Here is a 12,927-nt window from a genome sequence, read left to right as displayed (position 1 = left end):
TGAGCAACCGGGAGGGCGCATGCGGATTTCGGTGGCCGCCGACAGCAAGGACGGCGTGGCCGAGCGGGTCGTGACGGAGCTGCGCGGGCGGGGACACGACGTCGTGACCCACGGCGCGCTCAGCGACGAGGAGCGCGACGACTGGGCGTGGGCCTCCGAGCTGGCCGCGAAGGACGTGAGCGAGGGGCGGGCCGACCAGGCGGTCGTGTGCTGCTGGACCGGCACGGGCGCCTCGATCGCGGCGAACAAGGTGCCGGGGGTGCGGGCGGCGCTGTGCGTGGACGCGTACACCGCCGACGGGGCCCGCAAGTGGAACGACGCCAACGTGCTCGCGCTCAGCCTGCGGCTGACGTCCGACGTGGTGCTCGACGAGATCCTCGACGCCTGGCTGAAGGGGCGTCCGAGCACCGACTCCGTGGACGTGGCGAACGTCTCCCACCTCGACGAGATCCGGTGACCGGGCGGTCACGGAGGGAACCGTCTCGGCGGAGCCACGGAAATCGTCGGCCCCGCCCTTTAGGGTGCTGGGCATGACCGACGTGCTGCTGCGGGGCGGACACCCCTGGCGCTCCGGCGCGCCTTCGCTCCCCGGCGCCCCCATCGCGCCCGCCGACGTCCTGGTCCGCGACGGCCGCATCGACCGGATCGCCCCGGCGATCGAGGCCCCCGGCGCCCAGGTCGTCGACGTCACCGGGCAGCTCGTGCTCCCCGGCCTCGTCGAGGCGCACTGCCACCTCGACAAGACCCTCTACGGCGGGCCCTGGGTGCCCCACTCCGCCGACGACACGCTCGCCGGCCGCATCGGCAACGACCTCGGCCGCCGCGAGGAGCTCGGCGTCCCCAGCGTGGCCCGGATCGGCGCGCTGCTGGCCCGGATGAGCGCGGCGGGCACCACCCACGTCCGCACGCACACCGACATCGACCCCGCGGCCGGGCTGCGGGGCGTCGAGGCCGTGCGCGAGGCCGCGGCGGCCTCCCCCGTCGACGTGCGCCAGGTCGCCTTCCCCCAGCACGGCGTGCTCACCAACCCGGGCACGGCCGAGCTGCTCGAGGCGGCGCTGAAGAGCGGCGTCGAGGCGGTGGGCGGGCTCGACCCGGCGGGCATCGACCGCGACCCGGTGCGCCACCTCGACGTCGTCTTCGGCCTGGCCGAGCGCTACGGCACGCACCTCGACCTGCACCTGCACGACGGCGGCTCGCTGGGCGGGTGGGAGCTAGAGCTGATCACCGAGCGCACGAAGGTGCTCGGGCTGGGCGGCAGGGTGGCGGTCAGCCACGCCTACGCGCTGGGCCAGCTCGACGACGCCTATCTGGGCCGCCTGATCGAGGGCTTCGCCGAGGCGGGCGTGGCCCTGGTCACGGGGGCCGTCTACAGCTTCCCGGTGCCCCCGGTCAAGCGACTGCGGGCCGCCGGCGTCACCGTGGCCTGCGGCCACGACGGCATCCGCGACCTGTGGGGCCCCTACGGCAGCGGCGACATGCTGGAGCGGGCGATGCACGTCGCCTACCGCAGCACGTTCCGCAGGGATGAGGACATCGAGCTGGCGCTGGAGGCCGCGACCTTCGGCGGCGCGCGGGCGCTGGGGCTGGAGGGATACGGCCTCGGCCCGGGCGATCGGGCCGACCTCGTCGCGGTGCCCGCCTCGGGCCCGGCGGAGGCGGTCGTCGTTCACCCTGCGCGCACTCTGGTCATGAAAGACGGCGTAGTCCTGCACAATTGACCGGCGGGACCATCGAAAGGCAGGCAAGTGCTCTCTATTCACCAGCGGATCGCCGCAGAGCTCGGCGTACGCGACGGGCAGGTGCAGGCGGCCGTCGACCTGCTCGACGGCGGCTCGACCGTGCCGTTCATCGCGCGATACCGCAAAGAGGCCACCGGCGCCCTCGACGACGCGCAACTGCGCACGCTCGAGGAGCGGCTGCGCTACCTGCGCGAGCTGGAGGAGCGCAGGGCGGCGATCCTGGAGTCCATCGAGTCCCAGGGCAAGCTGGACGACGAGCTGCGCGAGCAGATCATGGCGGCCGAGACCAAGGCCCGGCTCGAGGACATCTACCTGCCTTACAAGCCCAAGCGGCGCACGAAGGCACAGATCGCCAGGGAGCTCGGCCTGGAGCCGCTGGCCGACCAGCTCCTCGCCGACCCGACGCTCGACCCTTCGGCCACCGCCGAGAGCTTTGTCACCGAGGGCGTGGCCGACGCGGGCGCGGCGCTCGAAGGCGCCAGGGCCATCCTGATCGAGCGGTTCGCCGAGGACGCCGACCTGATCGGCGGCCTGCGCGAGCAGTTCTGGACCCACGGGCGGCTGGCGTCGAAGGTCCGGGAGGGCAAGGAGGAGGCGGGGGCCAAGTTCTCCGACTACTTCGAGTTCGGCGAGCCGTTCACGAAGCTGCCCTCGCACCGGATCCTCGCCATGTTCCGGGGCGAGAAGGAGGAGGTCCTCTCCGTCACCCTGGAGCCCGACGAGAGCCCCGACTACGAGCTGCGCATCGCCTCCCGCTTCGGCGTCTCCGACCAGGGCCGCCCGGCCGACAAGTGGCTGAGCGAGACCGTGCGGTGGGCCTGGCGCACCCGCATCCTGGTGCACCTCGGCATCGACCTGCGCATGCGGCTGTGGCAGGCGGCCGAGGACGAAGCGGTCCGGGTGTTCGCGGCCAACCTGCGCGACCTGCTGCTGGCCGCCCCGGCCGGCACGAGGCCGACGATGGGCCTCGACCCGGGCCTGCGCACCGGCGTCAAGGTGGCCGTGGTCGACGCCACCGGCAAGGTCGTCGAGACCGCGACCATCTACCCGCACGAGCCCAAGCGGCAGTGGGACCAGTCGCTGGCCGTCCTGGGCGCGCTCGCGCAGCGGCACGGGGTCGAGCTGATCGCCATCGGCAACGGCACGGCCTCCCGCGAGACCGACAAGCTGGCCGGTGAGCTGGTCAAGCACCTGCCCTCGGTGACCAAGATCGTCGTCTCGGAGGCCGGGGCTTCGGTCTACTCGGCGTCGGCGTACGCGTCGCAGGAGCTGCCCGAGCTCGACGTCTCGCTGCGCGGCGCGGTCTCCATCGCCCGCCGCCTGCAAGACCCGCTGGCCGAGCTGGTCAAGATCGACCCGAAGTCGATCGGCGTCGGCCAATACCAGCACGACCTGGCCGAGTCGAAGCTCTCCCGCTCGCTCGACGCCGTCGTCGAAGACTGCGTCAACGCGGTGGGCGTCGACGTCAACACCGCCTCGGCGCCCCTGCTCACGCGCGTGTCGGGCATCGGCTCCACGCTCGCCGAGAGCATCGTCCGCCACCGCGACTCCAACGGCCCCTTCAGGAGCCGCGTCGCGCTCAAGGGCGTGCCGCGCCTGGGCCCGAAGGCGTTCGAGCAGTGCGCGGGCTTCCTGCGCATCCCCGACGGCGACGACCCGCTCGACGTGTCCAGCGTGCACCCCGAGGCCTACCCGGTGGTGCGGCGCATCCTGGGCTCGGTCAAGGCCGACCTCAAGTCGCTGATCGGCAACACGGCGGCGCTGCGCACGATCAAGCCCCAGGACTTCACGGACGAGACGTTCGGCCTGCCGACGGTCACCGACATCCTGCGCGAGCTGGAGAAGCCCGGCCGCGACCCGCGACCCGCCTTCAAGACCGCCGCGTTCAAGGAGGGGGTCGAGAAGATCTCCGACCTGACGCCGGGCATGATCCTGGAGGGCGTGGTCACGAACGTGGCGGCGTTCGGCGCGTTCGTGGACGTCGGCGTCCACCAGGACGGCCTGGTGCACGTGTCGGCGATGTCGCACAACTACGTGAAGGACCCACGCGACGTCGTCAAGCCCGGCGACATCGTCCGCACCAAGGTCCTCGACGTCGACATCCCCCGCAAGCGCATCTCCCTGACGCTGCGCCTGGACGACGAGATCACCCAGGGCGCGCCCGGTGACGGCCCCCGCAGGTCCACCGGCCGAGGCGAAGGCACCCGCGGCGGCACCGCCGAGGGCGGAGGTCGCGAGGGCAGAGGCCGCGAAGGCGGCGGCCGTGACGGCGGCCGCGGAGAAGGCGGCGGCAACGGTGGTGGCGGCAATGGTGCCCGCGGCGATGGTGCCCGCGGTGCCGGCGGCGGTCGCGGTCAGGGTGGCCGGGGTCAAGGCGGCCAGAGCGGTCGCGGCGACGACGGCCGTGGTCAGGGCGGTCAGGGCGGTCGCGGTGACGGACAGCGCGGCAGCGGCGACGGCGGCAACCGCGGCCGGGGCGACAACCAGCGCGGCCGAGGCGACGGTCGCGGCGACGGCCGAGGCGGCCAGCGCCGCCAGGACCGCCCCGCTCCGACGGGCGCCATGGCCGAGGCCCTCAGAAAGGCGGGCCTGGGCGGCGAAAACCGCTAACCGACTCCCGGCGGGACGGCCACAGGCACCACCAACCGCCCGGCCGCCCCGCCCAGCCATCGGTCTCTCCAAGACCAGGTCACCTGAGCCCTCGCCACGCGGCGGCTCGTCAAGCGGCCTGCACGTCACCCGCGTGGGCTCCCATGCCGGGGGCTTTCACCATGGGGGTTCCGCCACACGTAAGGGCTCCTCACACGCAGGCCCGACATGCCGAGGCCCCGCATGGGGAGGGGCCGCATGGGGAGGGGCTTGCCGCATGCAGGGTTAGCCGTGCGGAGGGCTTCTCATGCGGAGGCCCGCCATGCCGGGGCCTCGCTACACGCAGAGGCTCGCTGCGCGGAAGGCGCCTCATGCGGGTGCCCATGCTGGAGCCGCATCGTGCGGAGGCCCGCCATGCTGGGGCCTCGGGAGGCCCGCCATGCTGGGGCCTCGCTATGCCTGAGGCTTAGCCACACGCGGAGGATCGCTGCGCGGAGGACGCCTCATGCGAGACCCTCATTGGGGCCTCGTCACACAGAGGCTCGCCGTGCGGAGGGCTCGCCATGCGGCGAGTTCACCGTCGTGGCAGGCTCGCCGCGTGGGAGTTCGCTGTGTGGGGGAACTTGCCGCACCGGGGGCTCGCTGCATGGGGTTGCCACGCTGAGGCCGGTGAGCTGGGGCTGGGGTACCGGCAGTTTGGCGTTCAGCCGTGGGGAGCGGCTGGACGTTGCTGGGTGGCGGCGCGGAGTGGCGTGGCGATCGATACGGTTTAGAGGTGAGCACGACAGCGTTCGACACAGTGATCGCCCAGGCCCGTGACCTGCTCAGATGGCGTTCTCCGCTGCGCACTGAGCTCTGGGCCGCCCGGCTCGCCGCCGATCTGGAGTCGAACGGCGAGGTGGAAGGGCTTCTGGGACGGCTGATCGAGGATGAGCGTCCGGAAGCACGGTTGACCCTCGCCGCCCTGGCAGCCGTCCACAGCGCCGACGCCCATGGATCCGCCACCTACGGGTCCGACGTCCCCACCTCCGAGGTTCTTCCCGGGCCTGACGTTCACGCTGCTGAGGATTCAGGCGAAGGTGTGGATGCCGGTGACGCTGGGGCGCGGGCCTATGTGGTTGCCGGCCGGGGGCAGGCGGAGAGTCTTCCCGGGTGGGTGCGGCGGATGGGGCGGGTGGTGTGCGAGGGCGGGTGGTTCGGGAAAGCCGATCCCTTTGGGGAGCAGGTGCTGGCGGTCCTGTCCTTCCGGTACGAGAACGGCAAGGAGCCCCACATCATCGTCGTCGGCATCGACCAGCCCAACGGCGGCCTGGCGGTGGACGCGCTCGTCGAAGAGGTGAAGTTCCTCGACGACCTCGGTCTTCGGGAGGCTGAGCCGGGGGTGGTCGCGGGCCGGATCCTGGACGCGTTCGAGCTCGGCGACCGGATCATGGGCGCGGCCGTCGCCGAGACGCTGCCGGCCGTCCGCCCGCTCGCCATCGGCCGCGCCCGCGCCGTCCCCGCCCTGGTACGCGGCGCACCCGACGCCACCGTCACCGGCTTCCACGACCTGCCGGACATGCCCGGGGCGAGAGAGGCGTTCGAGAAGCTGGCCGAGTTCGTCGGGGATCGGCCCCTATGGTGGAGCCCTTCCCGGGCGGCGCAGTTCCTGACCTCGTGGCTGCCAAGGGAGGCGATCCTGTCGGAGGACGCGATCGCCGCGATGCCCGAGGTGGCCAGGGCCTGGACCCGGCACTGCGGCGGAGATCCGGCGGCGGTGCTGCGTCAGATCGACGAGGACGCGCCCCGACTGCCCGCGCGAATGGCCGACGACTCACTGGCCGGGCTCGGCAAGCGCATCGCCCAAAGCCAGCACCGAAACCAGGACCAGGGCAGGGGCGAGGGCGGAGACGGAGGCGAGGACCAGAGTTAGGGTCAGCGCCCAGGTCAGGGCCAAGGTTGGGGTCGCAGCCAAGGCCAGAACCAGGATTGAGGTCTAAGTCAAGGCCAGGGCCGAAGCCCAGAGCCGGAACCCGGAGCCGAGGCCGATGCTTGGGGCCGGAGCCTGGGGCCGGAGCAAGTGCTGAAGCCGGAGGCAGAGCGAGGCCGGGGCAAAGGGGCGGGGGCGGGGCGGGGCGTTTTGGTTAGAACGCGTAGCGGATTCGGCAATACGGCAGTCGCGTCGCGATCAGGTCCGTCAAGGAGGTCACGTAGCGGACCCTTGTGGCCGGTGCGGTAGCGGACGTTCCAGCCGCCCGTCTCCAACCGCTTGGCCTGCTGCAGCTCCGCCCAGCTCTCCAGCCGCCCTTCACCCACCACCACGGGGCTGAAGTCGACGTGCACCTCGTAACCGGCCGCCACGAAGTCGTTGATGGCGGCGATCCGGTCGGCGACCGGCGAGGTGCGGATGTCGAGCAGCTTGGAGTCGGCCACCGGCATGAGGCTGAACCGCACCCGGGTGCGGCCCCGCGGCTCCCACTCCAGCAGCTCCCTGTCGACGTATTTGGTGGCGAAGCCGGCCTTGGCGTTGGGCAGGTCGCGGAACAGCTCCACCAGGTCCCGTACGTTCTCCGGCACCGTCGCGTCGAGCGAGCAGTCGGAGGTCTCGCCGATGTCGTAGCGATCTCGACGCGCTCGGCGCCCGGACCGGGCGAGGATCTCCCGGCCGCGCGGCAGCTCGGCGGCGGCGGGCTCCACGTGGATGCGCCGGATGTCCAGCAACCGATTACCTGAAGTGATCGTCATGTTACTACCCCGCTCAGGCCACCCCCGGCGACCGCCTCAGCCGAGCGCGGTGGCCGCCCGGTGAGCTGGGCCGACGCGCTGGACAGCAGCATGTCGAGCGCCGTCGGGTAGGCGCTGTCGTTCATCCGGGCGACCAGCAGCGGCGCGGTGGCGGCGATGTGGGGGTGGGTGTCGGCGGGCAGCCGCGCGTACGTGTCGCGCCACACCTCCTCGTCGGCCTCCCGCGCCGCCTTGGGCAGGGCCAGCGTGGCGGCGTCGAGGATGGCGAAGGCCAGGCTCTGGTCGATGAAGGCGTGGTAGATCCGTACGGCGTCCAGGTCGCGGAACCCGGCCCCGCGCAGGATGCCGAGGATGGTCTCGTCGCTGCCCACCTCGTTCGGCCGGCCCGTGACCCGGCTGGCGGTCAGCACGGCGGCCTGCGGGTGGGCCTGGTACGCGTGGTGGATGCGCAGCCCGAGCTCGCGCAGGTCGGCCCGCCAGTCGCCGGTGGCGTGCCAGTCGGCCATGGCGTGCCCGAACAGCTCGTCCGCGATCGCCAGGATCAGGTCGTCCATGCCCCGGAAGTACCGGTAGACGGTGCTGGCGTCGGCGCCGAGCGCCAGACCGAGGCGGCGCGCGGTCAACCCGGCCGCGCCGTGCTCGCGCAACATCCGCAGCGCGGTCTCCACGATGAGCCGGTGCGTCAGCACCTGTCCCTGTTTGGTGGGCCGCCGCCGTCGACGGCCGGCCTCGGGCACGACGCGCTTGGCCATGGGGTCCGCTCCTTATGCCAACACCATTGACGTTGATGAGACTACTGACGTTGGATGAACGGCACACCCCCCAAACAGCGTTAAAAGGGGATTTATCGTCATGCGCATCCTTCTTGTGGGAGCCGGCGGCGTGGGAACCGCCATCACCCGGATCGCCGCCCGCCGCCCGTTCTTCGAGCACATGGTGGTCGCCGACTACGACCTTCCCCGCGCCAAGTCGGCCGTCGCCGCGCTCGGCGAGCGGGCGGACCGGTTCACGCCGGTCAGGATCGACGCCGCCGACTCGGCCGCCGTCACCGGCCTGCTGGCCGAGCACCGCTGCGACGTCCTGCTCAACGCCACCGACCCGCGCTTCGTGCTGCCGCTGTTCGACGCGGCGCTCGCGGCCGGGGCCGACTACCTCGACATGGCGATGTCGATGTCGAAGCCGCACCCCGACCGGCCGTACGAGGAGGTCGGGGTCAAGCTCGGCGACGAGCAGTTCGCCCAGGCGCGGAAGTGGACCGCCCAGGGCCGGCTGGCACTGGTCGGCATGGGCGTCGAACCCGGCCTCGCCGACGTCTTCGCCCGGTACGCCGCCGACGAGCTCTTCGACGAGATCGAGGAGATCGGCATCAGGGACGGCGGCAACCTCACCGTCGAGGGCTACGAGTTCGCCCCGTCGTTCTCCATCTGGACCACCATCGAGGAATGCCTCAACCCGCCGCTCATCTACGAGAAGGAGCGCGGCTGGTACACCACGGAGCCGTTCAGCGAGCCGGAGGTCTTCGACTTCCCCGACGGGATCGGTCCCGTGGAGTGCGTGAACGTCGAGCACGAGGAGGTCGTGCTGGTCCCGAGGTGGATCCCGGCCCAGCGGGTGACGTTCAAGTACGGCCTCGGTGAGGAGTTCATCGGCACGCTCAAGACCCTGCACGCGCTGGGCGTGGACCGCACGGAGCCGGTCGCCGTCCGGACCGACCGCGGCACCGCGCAGGTGTCCCCGCGCGACGTGGTGGCCGCCGTGCTGCCCGACCCGGCCCAGCTCGGCGACCGCATGCACGGCAAGACCTGCGCCGGCACCTGGGTCAAGGGCGTCAAGGACGGCCGGCCGAGGGAGGTGTACCTGTACCACGTGGTGGACAACCAGTGGTCGATGCGCGAGTACGGCTCCCAGGCCGTGGTCTGGCAGACCGCCGTCAACCCGGTGGTCGCCCTGGAGTTGCTGGCCGAGGGGGTCTGGAAGGGTTCGGGCGTGCTGGGGCCGGAGGCGTTCGAGCCGCGGCCGTACCTGGACCTGCTGGTCGAGTACGGCTCGCCATGGGGCATGCGCGAGCAGTGAGGGGGCCGAGGGTCGCCGGGTGAGCCGGGCGCAGCATCATTGAGATGCCACGACCCGCACACCGGAGGAATCCCTTTGAGCATCGCCGACGATCCCGACCGCGCACCGGCCCGCTCCCACCTGTACGCCATGGGCCTGACGGAGGAGGAGATGCGCCGCCCCGTGGTCGGCATCGCCTCCACCTGGACCGGCACCATGCCGTGCAACCTGACCCACCGCGAGCTGGCCGCGGAGGTGGCCGAGGGGGTGCGGGCGGCGGGCGGCCTGCCGATGGAGTTCAACACCATCGCGGTCTCCGACAACCTCACCATGCACACGCCCGGCATGCGCACTTCGCTGATCAGCCGGGAGGTCATCGCCGACTCGATCGAGCTCATGGGGCGCGCGCACGGCTTCGACGCGCTGGTGGCCATCGTCGGCTGCGACAAGACCGTGCCCGCCGCGATCATGGCGCTGGCTCGGCTCGACGTGCCCTCGGTCGTGCTCTACAGCGGCAGCATGATGCCCGGCCGCTGGCGCGGGCGTGACGTGACCATCCAGGACATGTGGGAGGCGCTCGGCGAACGCGAGGTCGGCCGCCTGGACCAGGCCGAGCTGGACGACCTGGCCAAGCACGCCTGCCCGGGCGCCGGCACCTGCGCCGCCCAGTACACCGCCAACACCATGGGCGCGGTCGCCGACTTCCTGGGCCTGGCCCCGTTCGGGATCGGCGACATCCCGGCGGTGGCCGATGACAAGAACGCCGCGGCGCGCCGGGTCGGCGAGATCGCCATGGAGGCGCTCGCCCGCGACGCCCGCCCCTCCCGCGTGCTCACCGAGGACGCCCTGCACAACGCGATCGTCTCGGTGGCGGCCATGGGCGGCTCGACCAACGCGGTGCTGCACCTGCTGGCCATCGCCCGTGAGGCGGGGCTGCCGCTGGAGATCGACCGGATCGGCGAGGTCTGCCGCCAGGTCCCGATCATCACCGGGCTCAAGCCGAGCGGCGGCGACTTCACGGCCCTCGACCTGTGGCGGGCGGGCGGCACCTCGCTGGTGGTGCGCCGCCTGCTGGAGGCGGGGCTGCTGCGCGAGAGCGTCACGCTGGTGGACGGGCGCACGCTCGCCGGCGTCGCCGCGGACGCCAGGGAGACGCCGGGCCAGCGGGTCGTGGCGAGCGCGGACAAGCCGTTCAAGAAGCGCGGCGCGCTGGCCATCCTGCGCGGCTCGCTCGCCCCCGACGGCTGTGTGCTCAAGCTGGGCGGCAAGGAGGACTTCCGGCACGAGGGCCCCGCCAGGGTGTTCGACTCGGAGAACGACTGCTACGATGCCATCCAGGAGGGCCGGATCGTGGCGGGCGACGTCATCGTGGTCCGGTACGAGGGGCCGGCGGGCGGTCCCGGCATGCGCGAGATGCTCTCGATCACGGGCCCCCTCGTCGGCCGGGGGCTCGGGAGCTCGGTGGCGCTGGTCACCGACGGCCGCTTCAGCGGGGTCTCGCATGGCCTGGTCATCGGGCACGTGGCGCCGGAGGCGTACCGTGGCGGGCCGATCGCGCTGGTGCGCGACGGTGACATGGTGGTGATCGACAGCGCGGCCGGAACCCTCGACCTGGTCGTGCCCGAGGCGGAGCTGGCGGAGCGCCGGGCCGCGTGGCGGCGGCCGGAGCGCGAGGTCGAGCGCGGAGTGCTGACCAAGTACGTGGTCACGGTCGGCTCCGCCTCCGACGGCGCGGTCACGGCCTGACACCGGGGATCAAGCAAGCGACCGGGGCGGCTATGCTGCGCAGTGACGTTTGCCGTGCCCTCACCTGAAGGAGACCTGCGCGATGTACAAGGAGTTCGCTGTCGAGGCCGTGATGTGGCTCGTCCCGGTCGTGGTTCTGATCGGGCTGGCGCTCCTCGTCACCGCGTGAGCCGCAGGGGCCGAGCCGCCACCGGCCGGCCCCTTCTTCATGCTCAGCGGTAGTACCGGTAGGACACGTAGGTGCTGGCGCGGCGGTTGAGGCTGGTGTAGCCGTCGAGGTAGTTGTTCCAGATCTGCGCCAGAGTCCTGGTGCGCACGGTGCAGGAGGCCCAGCGGACCCTGCGCGCCCCGATGCTTCCGACGTAGTCGTAGCACGAGCCGGCTTTCCTGCCGTTGACCTTGAGGCTCGCGTTGAGCTTGACGTTGTAGAGGTTCCGGCGCGAGATGTTGGTGATCCGCACCTTGATCCGGCACGTGTCCTTGCACCGGCCGAAGTAGACCTTCGTGCGGATGAGCTGCGGCTTGGCGGTGACCGTCGCCGTCGTCGCCGCCTCCGTCGCCGTCGTCGTCGCCGCGCTGGCCGGAGCCGCCATGAGCGAGGTCGCGGCAGCCGCCACTAAGACCATCCCGGCAAGACTCTTGAGCATCATGCCCCCTGTGTAGAGATCGTCGCTCCCCCCTCTGGCAGCGACGCGTACCGATCCGACTACTATCAGGAAGCCGATAGATCCGCTTTTATCGACAAAGATCCGATATAAAACGGTTATCCTTTTATGTAGAGCTTATGAGGCCCACGCCAGCAGCGGCCCCCCTTGCCTGAGACGTCTGAGCGCCTGCCTTTCGAGCTGCCGGATCCGCTCCCTGGTCAGCCCCAGGTGCTCCGCGATCTCGGTGTACGTCTGGGTCTCCGCCCCGCTCAGCCCGTACCGGCGCCTGATGACGAACGCCTCCCGGGGCGGCAGCGTCGTGACCACCTCGCGCAGCTCGGCGCTCAGCGCCCGCCGCTCGGTGAACTCCTGCACCTCCAGCCCGTCCTCGTCGGCGATCATGTCGCCCATCCGGCCCTCGCCGGCCTCGCCGACCGGGACGTCGAGGCTGACCATGTCCTGGCCGAGCCGGCGTAACGCCGCCACCTGCTCCAGCGACCGCTCGGCCGCCTCGGCCAGTTCGTCGTCCGCCGGCTCGTGGCCCAGCTCGGAGGCGAGCTGCCGCGAGACCCTGATCAGCCGCGACAGCTCCTCCGCCACGTGGATCGGCAGCCGTACCGTGCGGCTCTTGTCGTGGATGCCACGCTCGATGGCCTGGCGGATCCACCACATCCCGTACGTCGAGAACTTGTATCCCCGCGTGTAGTCGAACTTCTCCACCGCTCTGATCAGTCCCAGGTTGCCCTCCTGGATGACGTCGAGCAGCGGGAGCCCCCGGTAGGAGTAGCGCCTGGCGGCGGATACCACCAGCCGGAGGTTGGACCTGATGAGCAGGTCCTTGGCGCGCTGCCCGTCCAGTACGACGAGTTCGAGCTCTGGCGTGCCCTCACCACGCTCGATCAGATGGCCCGCGTACAGGCCTGCCTCGATCCGCCGGGACAGTTCGACCTCGTCCGCAGCGGAGAGCAAGGGGGTCTTTCCGATCTGCTCCAGGTAGGTGCCGAGCAGGTCGGGCTCTTCGGCCGACATGCACGGGGACTACCCGGTAAACGGCGGCGAATTCCCGGCTTCGTTGAGTTCTGCGATGGCCAGCTCCGCGGTGCTGCGGATGTCGAAGAACTTGTCGAGCGCGGTGATCGCGAACAGGTGCTTGCACCGGCCGTTGAGCCCGGACAGCAGCAGCCTGCCGCCGGAGGCCGTGACCGCCTTGTGCAGATAGACCAGGACGGACAGGCCGGAGGAGTCGCAGACGCTGACGGCCTGCATGTCGATGACGAGCAGCGGGGGCTGAGTGAGGTCGAGGGCCTTCGTGACGCGGTCGCGGACCTCGGCAGCGGAGCCGAAGTCGAAGTCCCCCGTCAGCCGCGCGATGACGCAGGGTCCCTGGAGCCCGAGGCTTATCGACAAGGCCTGCTCCGAAGTCACCC

Annotated in this window: 11 protein-coding genes; 6 read left to right on the top strand and 5 right to left on the bottom strand. The window is 71.4% G+C overall.

All coding sequences use genetic code 11. From position 1 onward, the window contains the following. The first annotated feature begins 19 nt into the window (after positions 1-19). The 4 genes from AB0I15_RS48300 (at position 20) to AB0I15_RS48285 (ending at position 6,243) form a co-directional block, all read left to right on the top strand. Complete coding sequence (locus tag AB0I15_RS48300; protein ID WP_358112721.1) at positions 20-457, top strand: RpiB/LacA/LacB family sugar-phosphate isomerase; 438 nt, start codon at positions 20-22, stop codon at positions 455-457. Positions 458-530: 73 nt separating this feature from the next. Then, positions 531-1,721, top strand: coding sequence for an amidohydrolase (locus tag AB0I15_RS48295; RefSeq protein ID WP_358112718.1), 1,191 nt, complete (start codon positions 531-533; stop codon positions 1,719-1,721). Between the two features lie 27 nt (positions 1,722-1,748). Further along, positions 1,749-4,352: a Tex family protein gene (locus tag AB0I15_RS48290; RefSeq protein ID WP_358112716.1), complete on the top strand. Its 2,604-nt coding sequence runs from the start codon at positions 1,749-1,751 to the stop codon at positions 4,350-4,352. Between the two features lie 754 nt (positions 4,353-5,106). Beyond that, positions 5,107-6,243, top strand: a complete 1,137-nt coding sequence (locus AB0I15_RS48285) for a hypothetical protein (RefSeq protein ID WP_358112713.1) — start codon at positions 5,107-5,109, stop codon at positions 6,241-6,243. 68 nt (positions 6,244-6,311) lie between these two features. On the opposite strand, the gene AB0I15_RS48280 is transcribed toward AB0I15_RS48285, so the two are convergent. Both AB0I15_RS48280 and AB0I15_RS48275 read right to left on the bottom strand, forming a co-directional pair. After that, positions 6,312-7,055: a spore photoproduct lyase family protein gene (locus AB0I15_RS48280; RefSeq protein ID WP_358112710.1), complete on the bottom strand. Its 744-nt coding sequence runs from the start codon at positions 7,053-7,055 to the stop codon at positions 6,312-6,314. Then, a complete protein-coding gene (locus AB0I15_RS48275; RefSeq protein ID WP_358112707.1) occupies positions 7,052-7,807 on the bottom strand; it encodes a TetR/AcrR family transcriptional regulator in 756 nt (251 codons plus the stop codon). The genes AB0I15_RS48280 and AB0I15_RS48275 overlap by 4 nt, the downstream gene beginning before the upstream one ends. A gap of 100 nt (positions 7,808-7,907) precedes the next feature. Here AB0I15_RS48275 and AB0I15_RS48270 point away from each other — a divergent pair, with 100 nt between their 5' ends. Further along, complete coding sequence (locus AB0I15_RS48270) at positions 7,908-9,128, top strand: saccharopine dehydrogenase C-terminal domain-containing protein (RefSeq protein WP_358112704.1); 1,221 nt, start codon at positions 7,908-7,910, stop codon at positions 9,126-9,128. A 75-nt stretch (positions 9,129-9,203) separates the two neighbouring features. Continuing rightward, entirely contained in the window at positions 9,204-10,853 is a 1,650-nt protein-coding gene (gene ilvD, locus AB0I15_RS48265) for a dihydroxy-acid dehydratase (RefSeq protein ID WP_358112701.1), read from the top strand. 212 nt (positions 10,854-11,065) lie between these two features. Here the strand turns inward: ilvD and AB0I15_RS48260 are convergent, their stop codons facing one another. From AB0I15_RS48260 to AB0I15_RS48250, 3 genes are all read right to left on the bottom strand, one after another. Further along, positions 11,066-11,503, bottom strand: a complete 438-nt coding sequence (locus AB0I15_RS48260) for a hypothetical protein (RefSeq protein ID WP_358112698.1) — start codon at positions 11,501-11,503, stop codon at positions 11,066-11,068. A 132-nt stretch (positions 11,504-11,635) separates the two neighbouring features. Then, positions 11,636-12,529, bottom strand: coding sequence for a sigma-70 family RNA polymerase sigma factor (locus tag AB0I15_RS48255; protein WP_358112695.1), 894 nt, complete (start codon positions 12,527-12,529; stop codon positions 11,636-11,638). 9 nt (positions 12,530-12,538) lie between these two features. Continuing rightward, positions 12,539-12,925, bottom strand: a complete 387-nt coding sequence (locus AB0I15_RS48250; protein ID WP_169789150.1) for an STAS domain-containing protein — start codon at positions 12,923-12,925, stop codon at positions 12,539-12,541. Positions 12,926-12,927 lie beyond the last annotated feature (2 nt).

The sequence above is a fragment of the Nonomuraea sp. NPDC050643 genome, assembly GCF_040654715.1.
GTDB lineage: Bacteria > Actinomycetota > Actinomycetes > Streptosporangiales > Streptosporangiaceae > Nonomuraea.
Note: the sequence above shows the minus strand (reverse complement) of the source record. Positions and strands in the feature narration are given on the sequence as shown.